15 protein-coding genes and 1 pseudogene are annotated in these 22,642 nt (G+C 52.5%); 13 read left to right on the forward strand and 3 right to left on the reverse strand.

The annotated features are described in order from the left end of the window. Positions 1–325: 325 nt before the first annotated feature. From P8A25_RS02080 to P8A25_RS02105, 6 genes and pseudogenes are all read left to right on the forward strand, one after another. Positions 326–6,334, forward strand: a complete 6,009-nt coding sequence (locus tag P8A25_RS02080) for an RHS repeat-associated core domain-containing protein (protein WP_404838746.1) — start codon at positions 326–328, stop codon at positions 6,332–6,334. A 318-nt stretch (positions 6,335–6,652) separates the two neighbouring features. Next, the gene (locus tag P8A25_RS02085; RefSeq protein WP_180976150.1) at positions 6,653–6,970 is read left to right on the forward strand and encodes a hypothetical protein; all 318 of its coding nucleotides are present in this window, start codon (positions 6,653–6,655) and stop codon (positions 6,968–6,970) included. Between the two features lie 1,207 nt (positions 6,971–8,177). Then, positions 8,178–8,540: pseudogene (locus P8A25_RS02090) on the forward strand (F0F1 ATP synthase subunit beta); the annotation flags it as partial. A 985-nt stretch (positions 8,541–9,525) separates the two neighbouring features. Then, positions 9,526–10,572, forward strand: coding sequence for an RHS repeat domain-containing protein (locus P8A25_RS02095; RefSeq protein ID WP_404838747.1), 1,047 nt, complete (start codon positions 9,526–9,528; stop codon positions 10,570–10,572). 380 nt (positions 10,573–10,952) lie between these two features. Next, positions 10,953–11,210: a hypothetical protein gene (locus tag P8A25_RS02100; RefSeq protein ID WP_404838748.1), complete on the forward strand. Its 258-nt coding sequence runs from the start codon at positions 10,953–10,955 to the stop codon at positions 11,208–11,210. Between the two features lie 394 nt (positions 11,211–11,604). Next, positions 11,605–12,609, forward strand: a complete 1,005-nt coding sequence (locus tag P8A25_RS02105) for a hypothetical protein (protein ID WP_404838749.1) — start codon at positions 11,605–11,607, stop codon at positions 12,607–12,609. A gap of 252 nt (positions 12,610–12,861) precedes the next feature. Here the strand turns inward: P8A25_RS02105 and P8A25_RS02110 are convergent, their stop codons facing one another. Continuing rightward, the gene (locus P8A25_RS02110) at positions 12,862–13,392 is read right to left on the reverse strand and encodes a SprT-like domain-containing protein (protein ID WP_215442420.1); all 531 of its coding nucleotides are present in this window, start codon (positions 13,390–13,392) and stop codon (positions 12,862–12,864) included. A 179-nt stretch (positions 13,393–13,571) separates the two neighbouring features. Between P8A25_RS02110 and P8A25_RS02115 the strand changes: the two genes are divergently transcribed. From P8A25_RS02115 to P8A25_RS02145, 7 genes are all read left to right on the forward strand, one after another. Further along, positions 13,572–14,693, forward strand: a complete 1,122-nt coding sequence (locus P8A25_RS02115; RefSeq protein ID WP_215442421.1) for a DUF5009 domain-containing protein — start codon at positions 13,572–13,574, stop codon at positions 14,691–14,693. 129 nt (positions 14,694–14,822) lie between these two features. Beyond that, positions 14,823–15,962: a dTDP-4-amino-4,6-dideoxygalactose transaminase gene (rffA, locus tag P8A25_RS02120; RefSeq protein WP_102722629.1), complete on the forward strand. Its 1,140-nt coding sequence runs from the start codon at positions 14,823–14,825 to the stop codon at positions 15,960–15,962. After that, the gene (locus P8A25_RS02125) at positions 15,959–16,459 is read left to right on the forward strand and encodes a GNAT family N-acetyltransferase (protein WP_215442422.1); all 501 of its coding nucleotides are present in this window, start codon (positions 15,959–15,961) and stop codon (positions 16,457–16,459) included. Before rffA ends, P8A25_RS02125 begins: the two co-directional genes overlap by 4 nt. Then, positions 16,456–17,394, forward strand: coding sequence for a glycosyltransferase family 2 protein (locus P8A25_RS02130; RefSeq protein ID WP_022396446.1), 939 nt, complete (start codon positions 16,456–16,458; stop codon positions 17,392–17,394). The genes P8A25_RS02125 and P8A25_RS02130 overlap by 4 nt, the downstream gene beginning before the upstream one ends. 23 nt (positions 17,395–17,417) lie before the next feature. Further along, positions 17,418–17,759 carry an EamA family transporter gene (locus tag P8A25_RS02135; protein WP_022396447.1) on the forward strand — a complete coding sequence of 114 codons (342 nt, stop codon included), beginning with the start codon at positions 17,418–17,420 and terminating at the stop codon, positions 17,757–17,759. Further along, entirely contained in the window at positions 17,752–18,096 is a 345-nt protein-coding gene (locus P8A25_RS02140) for a hypothetical protein (RefSeq protein WP_022396448.1), read from the forward strand. Before P8A25_RS02135 ends, P8A25_RS02140 begins: the two co-directional genes overlap by 8 nt. Before the next feature lie 128 nt (positions 18,097–18,224). Next, the gene (locus P8A25_RS02145) at positions 18,225–20,003 is read left to right on the forward strand and encodes a hypothetical protein (protein WP_404838750.1); all 1,779 of its coding nucleotides are present in this window, start codon (positions 18,225–18,227) and stop codon (positions 20,001–20,003) included. Positions 20,004–20,084: 81 nt separating this feature from the next. On the opposite strand, the gene P8A25_RS02150 is transcribed toward P8A25_RS02145, so the two are convergent. Together P8A25_RS02150 and bioA are read right to left on the reverse strand one after the other, a co-directional pair. Then, positions 20,085–21,170: a hypothetical protein gene (locus P8A25_RS02150; protein ID WP_022396450.1), complete on the reverse strand. Its 1,086-nt coding sequence runs from the start codon at positions 21,168–21,170 to the stop codon at positions 20,085–20,087. Between the two features lie 105 nt (positions 21,171–21,275). Continuing rightward, the gene (bioA, locus tag P8A25_RS02155) at positions 21,276–22,625 is read right to left on the reverse strand and encodes an adenosylmethionine--8-amino-7-oxononanoate transaminase (protein ID WP_102726659.1); all 1,350 of its coding nucleotides are present in this window, start codon (positions 22,623–22,625) and stop codon (positions 21,276–21,278) included. Between the last annotated feature and the right edge of the window lie 17 nt (positions 22,626–22,642).

Below are 22,642 nucleotides of genomic sequence, written 5' to 3' on the forward strand. Positions count from 1 at the left end.
TAGAACTGTCGTTCGGTTAGACGGTGCTTCCAGGGAAATCTTATAGGAGGAAAGAAAGTTCGCTGCCCGGCGGTATCTAGCGTCGTGGATAGGGATGATCAGATGTCTTGTGCTTGATTGGGACTTTAAAGCTGGTCACTGGAAAAATCTGTATTGTCGCCTTGATTAATCAAGAGAATCAGAAGAAGTATTATGTATTTTATGAAATACCTATGTTGATAATATTATCGTTTATTTGAATACCATAACGTTCGCGGCGTGTTTACACTGGTAATTCTTGTTCTCATGGTAGTTGCAACCATTGAACAAACATCATTTCATTACCATGAACAACACTTTCAACATCGGTGCCATGGACACCGTCTACCCCTTCATTCCCATGTACCCCAACGGACAGCCCCAGGGCAACTTCCTGGTCAACGGCCTCTCCGCTCCCGTCCTTATCCCCAAACGCGCTGCTTCCTCCCCCACCCGTCACGAATGGTTCGGATACCTCAAGGTCATGGCTCCCGCCACCTGTTTTCTCCACCTTCATGCCCACTCTTCCATCTCCCTTTCCATTCCCGCCAAGGATCTGGAACTCTCCACGGAGGCCGGATCTTCTGCTCCTCTCTGCCGCCAGATCCAGTTCGAACAGGGATACTACTGGTGCCATATCGTCCATCAACACCAGCCCAACCAGGGGTCGCAAGAGGAGTTCTGCATTGCCCTGATATGCGACAAGGAAGGAGAGCCCGACTTGGGCTATTACCTTTCAGAGGAGACGATGCCTCCCGGCAAGGAGGGAGAAACGGTGCTGACGCTGGTCAACCTGTACCAGGAGGTGGAAGAAGGGGACTCGTCGAGCAGTTCGGCAGGGGGAGGAGATTCGTTTGAGTTTGACCCCAAGCCCAGCAGCAGTTCGAGCTCTTCCTCCTCGAGCAGTTCGTCTTCCAGCTCCTGGCAGAGTTCTTCGGCTCCGGAGCCTCCTGATTCTTCCAGCTCGTCTTCCAGCTCTTCCTCGAGCAGTTCCAGTTCTTCGTCTTCCTCCAGCAGCTCGTCGTCGAGTTCCTCAAGCAGCTCCAGCTCGTCTTCCAGCTCTTCCTCGAGCAGTTCCAGTTCACTCTCTTCCTCCTCCAGCGAGCCGGAGGAAGGAGGATGCCCATGCCCCTGTTCCTGTGATTGCGACGAAGACATCGAACAGTCCGATTGCAGCAAGAACACCTCCCATTTCTTCGGCGGCTATCCGGAAGGAGCCGACGACTGCGAAGGCTTACTGGAAGTAGAAACCGGAGACTCAGGAGGGGGAAATAATTCCCCCGTTCCCCGCACCCTTGCCGAACCTTCCTCCCCATGTCCCATCACTCTGCGCTACAAGCATCCCCTCGAATGGACCGCCTCCTGTAATCCAGCAACCGGGCAGATCTCCGTCAAACGCCCCACGGGCAGTTCCATCTCCTTCCAGAGTTCTGACGGTCATGCCGGAGCCTCCGTCTCCGGAAGTTCGCGCAAGTTGAACTACAAGGTTCAGAAGCTGAATGCCGACATGTCTCCCTGCACCGGCGGCTCTCCCGCCTATCTGGACATGGTCCAGAGCAATGGGCGCACCCTGCGCTTCTCGGCAGCCACCGGAAAGGTCGTCTCCATGGTCTCCGCCTCCGGCGTGGAAACCACGGCTGAAGATTATTCCCGTCAGATGAAGGTGAACCGCCATCCTTCCACGGGAGCCATTGAGAGCATCTGGTCCAAGTCCCAGGGACTGCTCCAGGCGGTTGGGGAAGGCAACAGGCTCACCCTGGAATGGTACGCTCCCGGCCAGGTGAGCAAGAATGCGCGCGGCTTTGCCGGCACCGGAACTCCCTACAAGACGGTCAGCTATGAACTGAGCTCCGACCAGGGCGTGCAGGTGATGGATATCGCCGAACAGAGGGAGGGGATGCCTGTCTTCCGGACGCAGCGAAGGACGGAGGGCAACAAGGTGACGACCATCCAGGGAGAGGGGGATGAGCGCACCGTGCGAACGGTGGAGAAAAACGTGCTGCCCGGAGGCAAATGGGAAATGATTGAGAGCTTGCGCGGCATCAACGATGAAACGCCTTCTTCCTGTACCCGGACAGTCAAGAAGTACACCGAAGGGGGCTGGTTGACCATCAGCAGCACCCAGGGATACAACACACCTTTGGCCCAGACTACGCTTTACACCTACAACGACCAGTTCCGGGTGTCCCTGGAGATCAAGCCCGATGGAGGGTACACGCGCTACGAGTACGATGACCAGGGCAGAACCGTGCTTTCCGCTGCTCCCTGGGCCGGAGGAGGTGAAAAGGGGACACGCACGACTTACGCCGACCTGCGCTTTAACGACTTCAGACCCGCTACGGAAACCGAGGTGGTTATTGCCGAGGATGGAGAAGAAACCCAGCTTCTCAAGCGCACCTACACGTATGAAGACAGCCCGCAGGCCACCCGCACGACCGTGACGGAAACCGCCCTGGGTTCCGACCAGGTCCATGCGAGCATTTCGGAAACCTATGGTGAAGGAGCCGAATACCCCTACGCCCGGGGCAGGCGGAAGATGAGCCAGGGCGTCAATGGCGTCCAGACGGTCTATTCCTATGAAGCAACCGCGGAATACGGGGCCGTCCACAAGGTGACGGAGACCGTGCAGGCCAACGGAAGCATCGTTCCCGGACAAAGTACCCGGAACGTAGAGTACATCGCTGAAAACGGCGCCACCACCAGGAAAGAACAATACGTTCACACCGGAAAGGACTGGTCGCTGATTGCCTCGGAGGACTACGAGTACGACAACGAGCAAAGGCTCGTCAAGACGACGAAGGGCAACGGGCGCACCAGCACGACGGAATGGATGTGTTGTGGCCCGTTGAGGGAAACCGATGAAGACGGCATCACCACTAGCTACGGCTACAACACGGCCAAGCAGCTGGTGGAAACCATCCGCTCAGCTACTGAGACTACGCCAGAAACGATTACCTCCTACATGAAGGATGCGGCGGGAAGGACGATTGCCACACGCCGCGACATAGGAGCCATGACGACGACGGAAAGCATGGAGTATGACGATCAGGGACGGGTCGTTTCCTCTACGGACATCCTGGGACGGGTCACCAGGAAGGAATACAGCGATGACGGACTCACCACCACCGTCGCCACTCCTGCAGGGGCTACCCTGGTCACTCGAACCTACTACGACGGCACAACCACCTTACAAGGAGGAACGGGGCAAAGAGAGATGGAGACCCAGCTGGAGCTGACCGGGGAAGGCATCCTGACCACGACCTTGTCCAAGGGAGTTGTGCTGTCGCGGTCTCTGGAAAATGGCTTCGGCCAAACCATCAGGCAGGAACAGCCCAATACCAAAGAAGATTTCATTGTCACCAGTAATACATACAATGACAAGGGACAATTGATCCGATCTCAAACGGAGAACCTTGTTCCTACTATCACAGAATACAACGAACTGGGGCAGGCCATGAAGAAAACCGTCCTGCTGGACGAGTTACATCCTGATAACCCTGCTAAAAACAGAATCACTGAGCACTCCTCCTGTTACCGGTTCCGGGAAGACGGCGTCTACCAGGTGCAGGCTTCCACCACCTATAATGCCGATGGTCTTCCTCTCACCCAGACCACGGAGAATATGGTTTCCCAGCTCGACCTCCTCCTGGAAAGCAAGACCATTTCCACGGACGTCTACGGACAGCAGAGCGTCGAGTGGACGGAGTATACCGCTCCTACCAAACGCACCCGGTTCAGTCGCATTCCCACTTCCGATATCACAGCCGAGATCCTTGTCGTCGACGGGTTTATGGTAAGCCAAACGAATCATGCCGGGGTCCATTCCTCGCAAGAACGTTCTTATACCTCCACAGGAATGGTTCTAAAACAAACCGATGCCAGAGACAATGTCGCGACGATTGAAACTGACCTTGCGGGACGTCCTGTCAAAACTACCGATTCTGCAGGCAACGTGACTACCACCAGCTACTCGCCCTGCTGTGACAATCCCGCCTGTATCACCGACGCCCTGGGGGGAACAGTTTGCTATTCCTATGACATCCGCGGCAGAAAGACGGCCGAGTACGGCATCGCCATTCAGCCGGCTTGCTTCGCCTACGACGAAGCCGATCACATGGTGGCGTTGACTACCTTCCGGTCGAACGAAGGCGACATCGCCACTGATCCTTCCGGCCGCACCGAGGGGGACACCACCACGTGGCTCTGTGACGAGGCTACGGGGCTTGAACTCAAGAAGACCTATGCAGACGGGTCCTGTGTCTCCAAGACCTACGACGATCTCAACCGTCTGGAGACATTGACCAAGGCCAGAGGGATCGTCACCAGCTATATCTACGCGCCATTGACCGGAGAACTTGTTTCCATTTCTCACAGCGATCAAACTATACCCTGGCTCTATTCTTATAACCATCTAGGTCAAGTGGTCTCTCTCTCCGATGCCTCCGGCATCAGGGAATTTTCCTACGATTCCTATGGCCGCATGATCCAGGACACTTCCTTTGGAGGTGTGGAGAGCTGCATCCAGGAACAATACGATGCCTTGGGACGTTCTGAAGGCTACCGCCTGATGGTCGGAACACGCACCGTGCAGCACTCCCATCTTGACTATGACCAGCAGGGTGGCATGATTGGGATGAATCTGGAAGGTTTGGCATCTTCCTTCACGTGGGAATACGATCCAGCCAGCGGCTTCCTCAACCATCTCACCTACCCCAACGGCATGGTCCGCCAACACACCTATCATCCCACACTGAACATTGTAACCGCCATCGGTTACAGGAAGGGAGTGGACGGCGAATTGGCAGCCGGCCACGAATACGACTACGACGCCCTGGGGCGTCCCATTCAGCGACGTGATTCCTGGGATGTCGCCACTCCTGCCGCGCTAAGAGATTTTACCTACAATGGCCGCAGCGAGCTGGTCGAAGACCGGCTCAGCCGGGGAGGATGCTTCAGCTACCGATACGACAACATCGGCAACCGCAAAACCGCTCGGGAACTGGAAGAAGAAGTATCCTACGATGCCAACTGTCTTAACCAGTACGCGGACATTACCAGAAATACAGAACCATTCATTCCCACTTACGATGCCGACGGCAACCAGACCCGCATCATGACCTCAACGGGCATCTGGGAGGTGAGCTACGACGCCAACGACCGCCCCGTGATCTTCACTCAGGAAGACGGAAGAACCGTGATTACCTGCTCCTACGACTACCAGGGAAGGCGCTTCGAGAAGAAGGCCACCGTCAATGGGGCAGTATTCAGCCATTCCTGGTTCCTGTACCGGGACTATTTGCAGGTAGCCGAGCTGGATTTAAGGCATCCTGAACCCTTGCTGGTAAAGAGTTACCTGTGGGATCCAACGGAACCGACGGCAACGCGCGTCTTGATGATGACATGCTGGCAGGAAAACGGAATGAAAGTAAAAGAGCATCTCTACTTCATGCACGATGCCTTGAAGAACGTCACTTCCATCTTTGACGGTCAGCAGAAACAACAAGCACACTACGAGTATGCTCCCTTCGGAAGTCCTATCACGGAAGAAGGGGATATGGCCCGGGAGAACAAGTTCAGGTTTTCCTGCGAGTATGCAGATGACGAACTGGGGCTTGTTTACTACAATTACCGCCATTCCAACCCAGCAGACGGCAGGTGGATCAATCGGGATCCTATCTCCGAACAAGGAGGCTGGAATTTGTACTCTTATATCTATAATTCACCTACAATATCTAATGATATTATTGGATTATACACCGTCTCCTATGAAGTCAATCTAGGGATCATTGGTGCTCCATTTTATGCAAGAGTACAAGGAGAAATACAAACTGATCCCTACTTCAAAGTTTCAGGCGAATTTTATGCAGCTTGGCAGTGGACAATACCAGGCGTTAAAAAAATTGATAAACTTGCCTCCAAATATTTGCGTGTACATGTTGATGCAGGACTTAGGGTAGGAGGCAAAGCTAAAATTTCTCACGATAAATGTAAAAAATTGTCTAATATTAAAGTATGTGTATCCGTAGAAGCCTTTGCTGTTGCAGAATACAGACGCAGAGGCTATAGAAATAAATCAACGGGACAGTTTAATCGACAACGTTTTGGTGCAAATGCTTCAGGATCTGGAGATTTATGTCTTAATTTATGTAATGGTGATATTTCACTTCAGGCAAACATTTCATGGAGCGCCTATATCAATATAGGGGTCTTAGGATTCAATAAGACAATTTCCGCAGGAGGAAGCTATAGTTACCCTGAAAAAAATCTTGCAACAGCTTCTTCATTGGCTATACTAAAAAAATACTGTAACTCATGATATTAATCATTAAAAAATAAGATGATTCAAGGACTTAATTTAAATGAAAATCTCATTAATAAAATAAATTACTCGCTTTCCTTTTCGTTAAATAATGGAATCCTATCAGTACAAAGAGTATCCTACGAACCCCTGTGGAGAAAAATAGTTCTTACAGGATTGTTTTTCATTCCTTCCACCGGGTTTTTATTGACAACGTTGTATTGTATTTATGCAATCACTGTAGATACGCAGTACGCGAACAATTGCTCGGAGGCACTTCCCTTTCTGATTCTCATCACTGTTATCTGTTTTACAGCAATACCATCTATAAATACCTTGTATTCCAGCAAGAGTAGCCTGGATAGCTCTCAATACTCCTTTATTGGATTTTTTGTCTCAAAAAGAATTCAATTGGAAAATAGAAAGCCCATTCTTACTCTCGAAATATACGATTCCACAATCGGAGGACTTTTGGAAGGTAAAATCAGAATACCAAGAAAAAGAAAGTTACTACCTTGGGATATTCACGTTTTTTTGTTTCAGACAATAACATACCCATCTAAAGAAATAGCTTGTAACAATGCTTATATGATAAAAGAATATATTTCTAAAAACTCAAATTCACTATTTGCAGAAATAAAAATTGAAGACTAAATACTCCATTTTCTTTCCTCTCAAAAAATATAATAAAAATAATTGTATTTCTCATGAAAAAATAAAAATTATTTAAATATAATCTGACAATTATTTATTTCATCATCCGGCATGCTGTTTGCATGCCGGATGTTTTTTAGGACTACTAATCTCAATAACATCTGTTTTCTATTACTTATCCGTGAACACACTGCTGTCATACCTGGTCTCTGTAGCTCTATCTGCTGCACTGCGGTCTTTTACATGAGACTGGCGAAGATAGAATCCTGAAATTGTAAGACTATAACAGATCCTGTAAAAGTTAAAGGGATCCATTTGCTATATGATACAGCCCAGACATCATCTTGTCCCAAACGTTGAACAACGGCTTCGGGCAGACCGTCGTCCAGCCCCCTCCGACGACCGTAGGATTCCTCTACTACCTCAGAGATCATAACGTCGGCACGCAACACGACACTGACAACAGCAGTTCTTCTGTCTCCATGGTGCCTACGTTCTATGAATACAACGCCTTTGGTAACGTCACTAGGTAGACGCTTGCTCTGGCAGACTAACCTGCTCCGAAAAACATAATTATGTATTGTGGGAAGCCATTAAGGAAACAACTCCTACCTCTAATATCTTGACTAGATTTATAATTAAGGTAGTTTTTGAAGAAAAAAACAACCTTATACCAAATAAATAATATGGGGCAAATAAGCCCGATATCTGGACCTAGAAATATCATCAGGACGATACAAATAATAAACCACAGCATCAATATCTGTAATTTATTGTTATTAATGATATTAAAAATAATAAATAAATCCGTTAATTTTAAAAATATTAAATTATTTTTTGATTATAATATTTATAATTTTTATATCGCTGGGTTCAGACGCATGGTATAACCGAACATCATTGCTTATATTAATTTTATTATTTATTTTAAATATATTATATTTTTACGGAACTATATAGGGTAATCTTGTAAGGCCGTTTTTATCAGTCATTGAGGGAATTTGGATGGCAACAATGAAAGGCTGGCGCTGTTCATCAAGAATTCGGAAAAAGTAAAACAAAGAGAGCGATTTCCACAAGACTAAAGGAAATAATTCCGTATTTTTATAAGTATTTTATTATATGATGAAGAAAATCAAAATTTGAGTAAATATTATAGCTTGCACTCTTTCTCTTATTTTCATGATTATAGCATCTTCAATGTGCTGGTGAAGCCGTGGACGAACGCGGCGCGCTCTCCTGCTCGGGCATGAAAAGCATTCACCGCAGCGCTCCGCCGCTGGACGAGCAATCCACCAGCACGGAAGTGCTGGAAACGGGCATCAAAGTAATCGACCTCATCTGCCCTTTCCTGAAAGGCGGCAAAATCGGCGCCTTCGGCGGAGCGGGGGTGGGCAAGACCGTGCTCATCATGGAACTCATCAACAACATTGCCAAGGCGCGCAGCAGCCTCTCCATCTTTGCGGGGGTGGGGGAACGCACCCGTGAAGGGAACGACTTGTACAATGAAATGATAGAATCCGGCGTAATTAATTTGGAAAAGCCGGAGGAATCCAAGGTGGCCTCGGTCATTGATGGTTTTATAGTGAGCCAGACGAACCATGCGGGCATTCATTCCTCGCAGGAATGCTCCTATACCTCTACAGGCATGATTCTGCATCAGACGGATGCCCGGGGCAATGTCACAACGATTGAAACTGACTTAGACGGACGACCAGTCAAATCCACGGATGCAGCCGGCAACGTAACCACCACCAGCTACCTTCCCTGCTGCGATGCTGTGGCTTCCATCACCGATTCCATGGGAGGTACTACTTGCTATTCCTACGACATCCAGGGAAGAAAGATAGCCGAATACGGCACGTCCATCCAGCCCGCATGCTTCGCCTACGATGAGGCCGATCATATGGTGACCCTGACCACCTTCAGGGTGGACGAAGGGGACATCACCACTGATCCTTCCGGCCACGCCGACGGGGACACTACCACCTGGCTCTATGACGAGGCCACGGGAATGGAACTGAAGAAAACCTATGCCGATGGCTCCTGCGTTCTCAGAACCCACGACCAGTTCAACCGTCCGGAAACCGTCACCAAGGCCAGAGGCATTGTCACTAGCTATATCTACGCTCCATTGACAGGAGAACTTGTCTCCGTCTCCCACAGCGACGATACTCCGGGATGGGAGTTCTCCTGCAACCATCTCGGTCAGATGACTTTTATCCGGGACGCCTCCGGCCTCCGGGAACTTTCCCATGACAGTTACGGCAGAATGGTTCGGGACACTTCCTTTGGAACGGTGGAAAGCAGCCTTCAGGAAGACTTTGACACGTTCGGACGTTCCGCTGACTACCGCCTCATGACCGGAACCCGCACGGTGCAGCACTCCCATCTTGACTACGATCGGAAAGGTGGCATGATTGGGATGAATCTGGATGGTTTGGCCTCTTCCTTCACTTGGGAATACGATGAAACCAGCGGCTTCCTCAACCGGCTCACCTACCCCAACGGCATGGTTCGCAGCAACATCTATCTACCATCCTAAGCTCAACCTCGTGGCTTCCATTGGCTATGAGAAGCAGGGAAATGGAGGCATGGCCGCCGGCCATGAATACCAGTATGATGCCCTGACGCGTCCAGTTCAACGCTGGGACTCCTGGGACGCTGCCATTCCTGCCATGGTAAGAGATTTTATCTACAACAGCCGCAGTGAATTGACTGGAGATCAACTCAGGGAGAGAGGCAGCTACAGCTACCGGTACGACAACATCGGCAACCGCAAGACTGCACGGGAACTGGAGGAAGAAGTATCCTACAATGCCGACTGTCTTAACCAGTACACGGACATTACCAGAAATACAGAACCATTCATTCCCACTTACGATGCAAACGGTAATCAGACCAGGATCAAGACCTCGACAGGCATTTGGAAAGTGAGCTATGATGCCAATGACCGCCCTGTAATTTTTACCAGCAAAGACGGACGGACTGTCCTTACCTGCGGCTACGACTACCAGGGAAGACGCTTCAGCAAGAAGATCACTGTCAACGGCTTAACAGCCAGCCATTGCTGGTTCCTCTACCGCGGCTATTTGCAGGTGGCCCAACTGGATTTGATGAGCCCTTCTTACAGACTTGTGAAAACCTATCTGTGGGATCCGACGGAACCGATGGCCTCGCGTATCTTGATGATGACCAACTGGAAGGATAATGGTACGGGAATAAAGGAACATTTTTGCTTCATGCACGATGCTCTGAAGAACGTCACTTCCATCTTCGACTGTAAGCAGACGCGAAGGGCGCGCTATGAATATGCCCCCCTTGGAGCCCTAATCACGGCGCAGGGCGACAGGGCTCAGGAAAACAAGTTCAGGTTTTCCTGCGAGTTCATGGACGACGAGCTTGGCCTGATCTACTACAATTACCGCTACCTGAATCCTACAGACGGCAGATGGATTAACAGGGATCCTATTGATGAACAGGGGGGAGCAAATTTATATGCATTTTCAAGAAATGCTGTGATAAATAAATTAGACTTATTAGGATTAAAGCCTGCTTTGATGGATGATTATGATAATGCAACAAAATTCTTGAAAAAATAAGTATCTAAGCATATTTTAGCTGCACTAAGTAAAATTATTAAAAAAGCAAATTTTAAGATGTTAAGTGGCAGGCAAACTGTCGAGCATGGAGGAGCTTTATTTAGAAAAAAACAGCTAATTCCTATTCATATAAAGTAAGTAATCACGAAGCAGAGAGTAAAACATATCACCGCCAACCAGAAGTAGCTCCAAAAAATTATTGTGAAGTAGCAATTTGGCATTCTCACAATATCGTATTCAAACACGATGGCATAAATGAAAAAACAGGATTCGTTCTAGGCGGAAGGTTGGAAGGCGTATTTGGACCTGGTTCCCTTTCTCCAGAAGATGAACGTACTGGATATGGATTTGTATGGGCTAATGGACATAGAGTTCCTAAAATGGACAATCCTGAAAGTGTCCCTGCATATGTTATTCAAAGTACTCCGAAACTAGCTCGCAAAACTCTCAGACTAAAAACGTTGGATCAAGATATAAAAACACAATTCTCAGAAGAAGATTTCACAGCTATCTTGGTAGCGCGACAGATCGATGACCCTCAATCAAATAAAGAAGCAAATATTGTTATTTTAGATGAACACGGAAAACCTTTACTACCGAAGCCACGTCCTCCGAAACCTGGGAAGACTAGGTACTAATATCTTAATAATATATTTATGTTTAGGTTCTTTTTCGTGGGGGGATGATCACCTGCGAGAGTCTTCTGTAAACTTAGATGATATATTTGTATCTTCTACAGATTCCAGCAGCAAGAGTCTTAACGATAGTGATATACAGATTTTTTACTTGGTGAGTGATCCATGTTGGGGAAATTTGGAAAAAGATAAGAACAACTTGTTGGAATCAGAATTGCGGAAAATCTATCCTGAATCAGGCTCTCTCTCATGGCTGGAATTTCCCATATCACCGGATTTGCCCAGTAACCCATATGGCATTAAGACATGGAGGATATGTCGCCAGCAACTCCTGTATCGGCATTATTACCCGTTCACGCATTTCTGGTATGAATACCTAAGTTTAATGCCCTGCTGGATGTACAGTTTGACTGATTATATCAATGCTCCTGAACTGCAAGCCATACAACTATTGCCATGTCTTTTGAAACAGCTTTCAGATACCATGAGTCTATTTCAACATTCACCGAGAAGACTTGGAATGGAGTGGGTAGATATAGGTTCCTTGAATATGCAGGAATACGGAGGAACCCTTTCCATGATCCAATACCAAAATATGCCATGGGTTGCCTTATGTTCATATTTCACCAGCAGAACTGATTTGAAAGACAAATCATGGCGTGTGTGGTGCAGCGAGTATATTAGTCGCGTAGTCAGAAAATATCAGTATTTATATAGACTGATTTATAATACGTCTGAGTTTGCTCATCTTGGGGTATATGAGCAATTATGGATTGCCCATCAATTCAAAGCAAATAATGAATTAAAAAATAAAGATAATCATAATTATTTGGCTGATCAGTTTGATTCGAAGCGGTTATGGAATATATTATTCCCGAAAGATTATCCCGACAGCATCCGGATTTTATTTTTGGATTTCCAATATACAGCTGGGTTGTCAATTCGCGGGAAGTATATTTATTACGCCATGATCAAAAATGATAAAATGCACTTGTTCAATGATTTATTTTTTCATAAGACATTGCCGATTCCAGCAGGTTACGAGCAACTGGAACATCAATATGGGTTGCGTAAATTATCTCAACAAGAGTATTGGGAAATGGCTCTTAGTTTGGATGGTGTCACAAGAGGTCTTATCATTTCAAATGATCTGTTTTCAAAAATGAAAACCTTGTTTTCCCAATTACGTTTTCAACGGAAAAAAGAAATATCGGATTCCGAACTATTTTATATCCGAATGCCCAATGATCTGGAATGGAAAAAAAGTTCATCCATTGTGAATGATGAAAATTTGACCAAATTCCAGGATATGATCATGGATATTGCTCTTATTCTGCATTCGGAGTTTTTACATCAATTTGTGTATCCAGTTATATCGGATGAAAAGCCTGAAGTACAATAGATACTTTAAAGTAAAAGTAATGAAGAAATAATGTCTGTGGATAGAGGCGGTAAACCGCATGTGACAAGATCGGCGTTTTCTTTTACCGGCTCTCCTATCCCAACGCCATGCTTCGCAGTAATATCTACCATTCCAACTCAATCTTGTGACCGCCATCGGCAACGGTCAGGATGGAATGGTCAAACAATGGCCACATACGAATGCCGGTACAACTCCCTGATGACCCGCTGGAAGAATGCAGAAGGTGAGCTTTTATGATAATGACGTATTCTGTTTTTCGCTGGGAATCAATTCCAGTTGGCCCAGAGTGTCGGGACGTCCTTTCAGGGCCATGCGCTTGAGGTGTTTGGCGAAGGCGGGGCGGCGGTGGTATTTGCCGACGACTTCGCCCGTTGTTTTCAGGCGCAGGAGGTACTTGTACGTGGTGACGCGGATGGCGTCCGGTTTGGCGGCGGCGCAGGGGACGGCCCCTATTTCCCGGCAGATTTGTTTCCACCGCGCGCCGTGGGTGCGTTCTCCGTGGCGCGTCCAGGCCAGGGCGTGGGCTATCTCATGCAGGATGGTGTCACGGATTTCATGGGGGGCTTCCAGATTGGCGCGGACAAAGTGGACGGAGAGGGAGATGCTTTTTTCCAGCAGGCGGCATACGCCCAGCCTCCTGCGGGCGCGGTCCCAGCCGAATTTCCAGTCCGGGAGGCCCAGTTCATCCATTTTCAGCCGGGCATAAATTTCAATGTCCCGGAAGCTGTCGCGGTTGCCGGATTGGAGGTTCCCGATGGTCATGCTGCGGGGAGAGCATAGCACGGAACGCGGGGAAGGAAATACGGAGAAGGGCATCATGACGGAGTTGCCGCGGAGGGGTTGGCTTTTTTACGGAACGGCCGTTTTTCTTTGCAGGATCGCGGAAAAAGAAAGCATGCGGAAAGGTTGAAGGGAAGGGCTCCGTAATAGGGAATATCACTATGAGTTCAGCTTCCGGTACCAAGCCGCAGAGGATTGCGGCCATTGACGCCCTGCGGGGTTTTGACATGTTTTTTCTGACCGGAGGCTTGGCGCTGGTCGTGGCCGGCATCAATCTTTTTTATGACCAGAGCCCCGCATGGCTGGTGAAGCACAGCGCGCACGTGAACTGGGAGGGGTTTGCGGCCTGGGACCTGGTGATGCCCCTTTTCCTGTTCATTGTGGGGACAGCCATGCCGTTTTCCTTTTCCAAGCGCATCGGCACGGAACCCATGTGGAAGATTTACCTGAAGGTGGCCAAGCGGGTGGTGGTGCTTTTTTTGCTGGGGATGGTGGTGCAGGGGAACCTGCTGAGTTTTGAACCGTCCAAGATGGCCCTGTACTGCAATACGCTCCAGGCCATCGCCTCCGGCTACTTGATTGCGGCCATTTGCCTTCTTCATCTGTCCATCCGGTGGCAGGTAGTGGTAACAGGGCTGTTGCTGGTTGTGTACTGGCTGGTCATGAAGTTCGTTCCTTTTTCCGACCCCGTAGTGGGTTCCTGCACAGCAGGGATGCTGGAACCGGGACGGAACCTGGCACTGCTGCTGGACAAGTACCTGATGGGGGATTGGCAGGATAAGACGAATTACGCGTGGATTCTGGCCCAGTTCGGTTTTGGGGCCATGACCATGCTCGGGCTGCTGGGCGGCCAGATTCTGAAAGGGGTGCAGGGACACGGGAAGAAGCTGGCGTGGCTGCTTGGCGCAGGTGCGGGCTGCCTGATTTTGGGATATGTCTGGAGTCTGGATTTTCCGATCATCAAGCATTTGTTCACCAGCTCCATGGTATTGTGGGCGGCGGGATGGTGCTATTTCCTGCTGGCCCTGTTCTACCTGCTGACGGATGTGCTGAAGCTGAACTGGCTGACGTTCTTTTTCTCCGTGATCGGGAGCAATGCCATTTTCGTGTACATGTGGGCGGAGCTGTGCCCCCCCACGCGCAATTTCTCCCGGGTGCTGTTTACCGGGTTCAGCGAGTGTTTCGGGGATGCGGACCGGTTTGTCTTTTATTTGTGCAATTACGCCCTGATTTGGGGCGTGCTGTATTACATGTACAAAAACCGGACCTTCATCAAGGTCTAGGCTTGTTTTCAGCCCTCCGTTCATAGTAGGGTCTTCCGCGTGCGGGCGGCGCTGCCGCGTGGAGCGTTTTCCGCGGGGACCGGCATGCCCGTGCCGGGCGTTCGTCATGAGCCGGTCCTTTCTGGAGCCATGGAGATTCCTTTCAACCAACCTCACAAACACGGTCCCGAACTGGATTATATCCGGGACGCCATCCAGCGTGCCCATTTATGCGGGGACGGCTATTATACGAAGAAATGCCATGAGCTGCTCATGGAGCGCACCGGGGCCGGAAAGGCCCTGCTGGTCCATTCCGGAACCGCGGCTTTGGAAATGGCGGCCCTGCTGATCGATTGCCGCCCGGGGGACGAGATTATCATGCCTTCCTATACGTTCGTCTCCACGGCGAATGCGTTTGTTCTGCGCGGCGGCGTTCCGGTGTTCGTGGACATCAGGCCGGATACGCAGAATATTGACGAGACGCTGATTGAAGCGGCCATCACAGACCGCACCCGCGCCATCTGCGTAGTTCATTATGCGGGCGTGGCGTGCGAGATGGATGCGATTATGGAAATTGCTCGGCGGCACCATTTGTACGTGATTGAAGACGCCGCCCAGGGCGTAGGCTCCTGTTACAGGGGGCGCAGACTCGGTTCCATCGGCCATTTGGGGTGCTACAGCTTCCATGAGACCAAGAACGTCATTTCCGGAGAGGGCGGCGCCCTGCTGGTGAATGATCCGGAGCTGATGGAGCGCGCGGAGATTATCCGGGAAAAAGGAACCAACCGGGCCAAGTTTTTCCGCGGCCAGGTAGACAAGTATACCTGGGTGGACGTAGGCTCATCCTACCTGCCCGGAGAGATGACAGCCGCCTATTTGTACGCGCAGCTTGAACACGGGCAGGAGATCAACGGGGAAAGACTGAAGTGGTGGAATATGTACCACCGCGCGCTGGAACCCTTGGAAAAACAGGGCGTCCTGCGGCGTCCGTGCGTTCCGGAACACTGCGCGCACAACGCGCACATGTATTACATCCTGCTCAATTCTCTGGAGGAGCGCACCAGCCTGATTGGCAAACTGGCGGAATGCGGAATCAAGGCCGTGTTCCATTACATCCCCCTGCATTCCTCCCCCGCCGGGGTGAGGTTTGGGCGTTGTGCCGGCCCCATGCCGCATACGGACCGCACCAGTGAAACGCTGCTGAGGCTTCCCCTGTATTATGACTTGGGGGAAGAGGGCTGCCGGGAAGTGCTGCGGGCCGGGTTCGGCCTGGAAGAGTTTGAAGAATGATGAAGATTCACCTGGTCAACGTGTCCGATGTGGACGAGTCCATGCGCATGCAGCTCCGCATGTGGCGCAATTCCGACGCGGTCAGCCCTTTTTTTCTGCTGGACCGGGTGACGGAGGACCAGCACCGGGCATGGCTGGAAAGGAATATCCGCGGGGAGGACGCTATTGCCTGCGTGATTTACGCGGACCAGGTTCCGCTGGGGCTGGTGTACCTGCCCTGGTTTGACCGGAAGACGCGCCGCGGCGAGATAGGCATTTATCTTTACGACAGGGGATTCAGAGAGCTGCGTCCGGCCTCCGCCGCGTATGCCGGGATGATGGAACTGGCCGCAACAGAGCTGGAGCTGGAACGGCTGTACGCCCGGATTCTGGAGAATAACGCTGCTTCCATCCGTTTTCATGAACGCATGGGATTTTCCCATGCCCCGGAAGAGGACGGGGAGTGCGAGAAGAACGGGGAAAGAAAGCGCGTTCTGATGTATGTAAAAATGTTATGACTGATCCACAGGTTCAACTGTCCATTGTGGCTACCGTGTACTGCACGGGTGGCTATCTGGCGGAGTTCTGTTCCCGCAGTTTTGCCGCCGCGCTTGAGGCGGGTTATGACCCCTCCCGCACGGAGGTGGTGCTGGTGAATGACGGCTGCCCCAGGGGAGGGCTGGAACAGGCCCTGAAGGAACGGGAAAAGGACAGCCGGGTGCGCGTGGTGGATTTGTCCCGCAATTTCGGCCACCATCTGGCCATGTACGTGGCCTGCGAGGAAGCCCGCGGAGAGCGCGTGTTCCTGATTGACAGTGATCTGGAGGAAGCCCCCGAATGGCTGGCGGATTTTTCCCGGGAGATGGCCTCCACCGGGGCGGACGTGGTGTACGGCGTGCAGGAGAAGAGAAAGGGCGGCCTGTTTGAAGCCGTTTCCGGAGAGTTGTTTTACACGCTGTTCAACCTGCTTTCCGACCAGCAGATTACCAGGAACATGGTCACGGCGCGGCTGATGAGCGCGCGTTTCCTGCGGGAGATGTTGAAATTCCAGGACCGGGAACCCTTTTTCTTCGGCCTGTGCGTTTCCGCCGGCTTCCGGCAGGTGCCGTGCACGGTGAAGAAGGCGTCCTCTTCCCCCACCACCTACACTTTCCGCAAGAAGATGGCGCTGGCGATGAATTCCGTGGTTTCCTACAGCGCCAGGCCGCTGGTGTACATTTCCTACTTCGGACTGGGGGTCACCCTGATTGCCATGCTGTACGTCATCTGGGTGGTTGTGCGCCAGCTTTTGTACAATGTGGCGCCTCCCGGCTGGGCCTCCTCCGTGGCCTCCATCTGGCTGGTCGGCGGTCTGATTCTGATGAGCCTGGGGGTCATCGGCATTTACATTTCCAAGATTTACAAGGAGACCAAGCACAGGCCCGCCGTAGTGGTGGCGCGCCGGTATGAGTGAGTTCCTCCGCTCTTTTTTCTCTCATGATCAACTACCTTATTCTGCACCTGCTGTTCATCGTTTACGCCCTGAATACCGTTCTGGGGCGGATGGCGGCTCCCTATAGCTGGACGGACTGGCACCGGTTCGCCCTGCTGGCCGGCGTGCTGTTCCTGCTGGGCATTTATGCGGCAGGGTGGCAGGTGATGCTGAAAAAGTTCAATCTGGGCGTGGCTTATGCCAACCGTTCCGCCGTGGTCATCTGGGGAATCCTGCTGGCGTGGCTCTGCCTGGGGGAGACCCTTTCCTGGACGCTGGCGGCAGGGGCGGTGCTGATTATCAGCGGCATTATTCTTGTTTCCACGGAGGAGGACGCGCATGAATGAGGAATTCTACATCGGCCTGAACCTGTTTTCCGTTTTCCTGGCCTCCTGCACGCAGGTGATTCTGAAAAAGTCCGCCATGAACGAACGGCTGTCCGGCCTTTCCTATTTCGTGAATCCGGCCACCGTGACGGCGTATTCCATTTTCCTGGGCTGCTGCCTGCTCACGTTTTACTGCCTGTCCCATTTGCCGATGATTACAGTGAATGTGCTGGAATGCTCCGCATACGTGTACATCCTTTTCTTCGACCGGATTTTTTTCGGCAAGCCCATTACCATGCGCAAGGTGGGCGGCAACCTGATGATTATTGCGGGCATTATCATCTGCCTGAACCGCTGAGGCGGCGGCCATGGCCTTTTGGTCCTTCCGGGCTTTGCGCCGGGATAGGCTCTTGACTTTCATTTTCTCCGTTTCTAGTATGCGGGCCCGGGCAGGGAGAACAGCCCGCAAAGTCAGGGAATTTGCTTATGTTGAAACAGGTTTGGAGATGGGTATCGCTTTTTCCGCTGCTCCATCCCGTATGGTTCAACCTGCTGTTGCTGGTTTTGGCCTGGAGCATTGTGGGCGTGGCGTACCAATCCAATGACGATCTGGTGATTGCGTCCGTGCTTGACGGCTGGGGCGACCCCTCCTACGCGGACGCTCACGTCATTTTCGTCAATCCCCTGCTGACCGGGCTGCTGCTGAAAGTGGCTCCCGTTCTGGGCGGCCTGTCCGTCTGGCCCGTGTTCCTGGCGCTTGCCACGCTGTCCAGCGGAGCGGCCATTTTCACGATGCTGACGGCGCACGCCCGCAAGGCGCGCAGATATGATTTCAATACGCTGGTCCTGCTGCTGGTGTGGCTTTTAATCATGCCGGGCTTTTATGCCGCCCTGCAATTCAGCCATGCCGCCTTCCTGACGGGGTTCACCGGAGTGCTGGTATGCCTGAAGTACGGTTCCTCCTCCTGGAAGGGACTGTGCACGGGGGGATTCCTGTGCGTGCTGGGCAGTATGATCCGGCTGGACGCCGCCCTGGTGTGCGATGCCTTCTGGGGGGCCATCCTGCTGGCGGGCAGTTTGGACGGGTTTAAACCGTCCCGGGAAAAGATGCGTGCCCGCGGCCGTCTCTGGCTGGCCCTGGCCGGCGTACTGGCAGTCTCCTTCGGTCTGAATGAGTATAACAAGCACGCCCACCGGAATGTGCTGGAGGGCTGTGACGTGGCGGCGTGGAACCAGGCCCGCGCCCTCCTTTCGGACACATGCCCCATCAGGCCGGAGGGCGCCTACCAGTGCGAGGAGTACGGCGTGTTCGCCAACGATATCAAGATGGTCCGGATGTTCACCAATTGCGATATGGACGCTTTCAACACGGATTATCTGGAAAGGCTTCTGCTAGCGCGGGACGGGGGCGAGTTCTGGCCCAGGGCCTGGGTCCGCGGGGAGAAGGCCCTTCATCTGTTTTCCTGGGATTCCGTCATGGACCTTCTGCCGTGCTGGATTTTATTCGGCCTGGCCTGCCGCGTGTCTTTCCGGCGGGGGGATTCCCCGGCTCTGGTATTCTGCGTGGGCGCCCTGCTGGTGCTGATTCTGCTGTACATGTCCAGCATAGACCGCCTGTATTTCCGCGTGGTGTATCCCACGTTCCTGATTGCCGGGCTGTGCCTGCTGTGGTCGGATAAATACCGCCCCATTCGTTTCAAATGGACCGGAAAGGGCGCCCTGACAGGCGGCGTGCCCATGTTCTGCGCGTTCGCCGTTTCTTTGTCACAGGCGTGCGCCGCCGTGTGGGAGGCCAATCTGGAGTCTTTTTCCCCGGATGCCGGCCGCCTGCTGTGCGAACGGGTGGACCGTGAACCGGATTCCCTGTTCTGCGTCCAGATGTCCGGCGGCACCATTGACGACCTGGCTCCGGGACAGTCCGTTTTCCGCAAGGCATGGAGCTGTTCCCGGAAGAATGTCGTGACGCTGGGCGGCTGGAATTTTCCGTTGAAGCCCGTGCAGCGGAAGCTGAAGGAGATGGGCTGGGAGGGGCAGTCCTCCCTGAACCTGTGCAGGGATAACGTATATATTGTCTGCCTGACTCCGCAGGGGGACGTTTCCGACATGGACAGCAAGTTCATGGGGATGCTCAGCCGCCATATATGGGAGCGGCACGGCGTACGCACGGCCTGGCATCTGGATGAGAATATTGAGGGCGTGCGCATTTACCGCCTGCGCAAGACATGGTTCCAGCCCGGGAAGCAGGAACTGCCTCCGTCCCGGTGATGCGCCGCGCCGGAAAGTAAAATCCCCCGATGCACGCTGCGCACCGGGGGATGAAAGGGAAATTGGAGCTGTCGACGGTTGTTAAAAGCGCGGGCCGCCGCCGGGCATGCGCCTGTTTGTGCGCTCTTCACGGAGTTTTGCCTGTTCCGCCGGGGTAAGAAGCAGGAATTCCAGGTCGCGGATGGCGCGCTGTTTTTCAGCGGGATCCTTGATGCCGGAAATCAGGCTTTTCATTTTTTCAAGGGCGGCTACCTGGTCGCCGAGCTCAAAGCATGCCTTTTCCCGTTCCCACTGCCTTTTGACCAGGAAGCTGGCTTTTTCCACTTCCGCCGTTTTTTTGTCGCTGGCGGAATTATTTTGCAGCAGGGTCGCTTCCAGTCCGATGCGTTTGTTCCAGAGTTTCCGGAAGTTTTCCACATCCTTTTTTTCCTTGTAGGGAGCCAGCAGCACGCGGTCGAAGATGGTGTTGAGGTCCATCAGGTTGTCCGGCAGGGTATCCGAACGGTAGTCGCTGATGTTCAGGTAGGAGCGGATTACTTCACTGGCTCCGCCCACCATGGGGAGCTGTTCGCCCACATCCTTGGCGTTGGCGGCCACTTCATCCAGCATGGACAAGACGCTGGAGGAAACGTTGAGTTCGCGCTCGTTCTTCTCGGCATCCGCCTTTCTCAGGCACAGCAGCATCCATTTGCACTGGATTTGAAGGGCTTTTTTGAAGCCTGGGGCCACGTTGTTCCCCGTATTCTGCTTGCGCCAGTTGGAAAAGGCGGTGCTGGGGCTGTCCGGCTTGCTGCTGTTGCCGTTGCTGCCTCCTCTTCCTCCGGAGCCCGGCATGCGCATCATCCGGAATCCTCCCCCTCCGCCCCGATTCAGCATGCGGGACATCATGCTGGTCGGGTTCAGAAAGCGGTCTTTCATGGCGTCTACATAAAGTTTCATGGCGGCGTTTTCCGTGCTGGTGGCCGCGGTGAGGGCGGTCACAGCCTTCTGGATACGGGCGGAGCTGGTGTTCAGGTAGCCGGATTTGACTTCCTTAAGCCACTCGGTGGCTTCCTTCCTTGCGGAATCGGTAAGCATTTCCTGAGCCTGGCAGAAACCGGAGCCCAGGATGAGAAGCATCAGCGCGGAAAGCGCCGGACGTTTGCGGAGCGGGGTGAAGTGTATCATGACGGTATGAGGTTACAGGGTATTTTTACAAACCCCTCCCCTGAAGAAAAGTTGCAGCTTTTCTTCAAAAAAAGAACAGCACATATTGTTACGGAGGAAAAATGTTTACCCCAGCACCTTGCGGACGCAGGCGGAGCAGACGGCTACGGCCTCCTCCATTTCCTCCGGGGAAATGATGAGGGGCGGGTTGAAGTACAGGACGTCTCCCAGCGGCCGAAGCAGCAGACCCTGTTTAAGCGCTTCCTTGTAAATCTGGTATCCCAGCCGCCGTTCGGACGGGAAGCTCTTCTTGGTTTCCCTGTCCTCCACCAGTTCAATGGCGTTCACCAGGCCCAGGCTGCGGATTTCCCCCACGTGCGGATGGTTCCCCAGCGCATCGGCGATCATCCGGTGGAAGAGGGGGGCCTTTTCCTGCGCCCGGGAAATAATTTGTTCCTCGTCCAGAATCTTCAGCACCGCCAGGGCGGCGGAACAGCCCAGGGGGTTGCCGGAGTAGGTATGGCTGTGCATGAAGGCCTTTCCTTCCCGGTAGTCCGCATAAAAGGCATCGTAAATCTTCTGCGTGGTGATGGTGATGGACATGGGCATGTAGCCGCCCGTGAGCCCTTTGGAGACGCACATGATATCCGGGGAGATGCCGGCCTGGTCGCAGGCGAACATGCTGCCCGTGCGGCCGAAGCCAGTGGCGATTTCATCCGCAATGAGGTGCACGTTATAGGCGTCGCACAGGGCGCGCAGCTTCGCCAGGTAGGCGGGGGGATACATCCGCATGCCTGCGGAACCCTGGAGCAGGGGTTCCACCAGCAGGGCGGCGCATTCATTCCCATGGCGTGCAAAGGCCTCCTGCGCCGCGTCAATGCATTCCGCCTGGCAGCAACCGCGTTTTTTTCCCCTGGGGCAGCGGTAGCAGTCCGGAGCGGGTATGCGCACGATGTCCAGCAGCAGGGGCTTGTAGAGTTCCGAGTAAAGGTCCAGGCCGCCTGCGGAGAGGGCTCCCAGGGTTTCTCCGTGATAGCCGTCACTCAGGGACATGAAGCGCACTTTCTGGCGGTTTCCGGTCTGGTAGTGGTACTGGAAACTCATTTTCATGGCGGATTCGATGGACGCCGAACCGTTGTCGGAAAAATTGAACTTGCAGAGTCCCTGCGGGATTTTTTTCATCAGCTCCTCGCACAGGGTGATGGCCGGCTTGTGCGAGAAGTTGGCGAAGATGACGTGCTCCAGGGAATCAAGCTGGTTCTTGATGGCCTGGTTGATTTTAGGGTGGGAGTGCCCGAGCAGGTTGCACCACCAGGAGCTGACCACGTCCAGATAGCGCTTCCCGTCCACGTCGTACAGGTGGATTCCCTGCCCGCGTTCGATCACGATGGGGGGCAGCGTTTCATAGTCTTTCATCTGGGAACAGGGATGCCAGATGTATTCCAGATCTTTTTTTGACCAGTCGGAGTGATTCATGGGGAAAGGAGCGGGAA

The sequence above is a fragment of the Akkermansia sp. BCRC 18949 genome (assembly GCF_045011645.1).
Classification (GTDB): domain Bacteria; phylum Verrucomicrobiota; class Verrucomicrobiia; order Verrucomicrobiales; family Akkermansiaceae; genus Akkermansia; species Akkermansia massiliensis.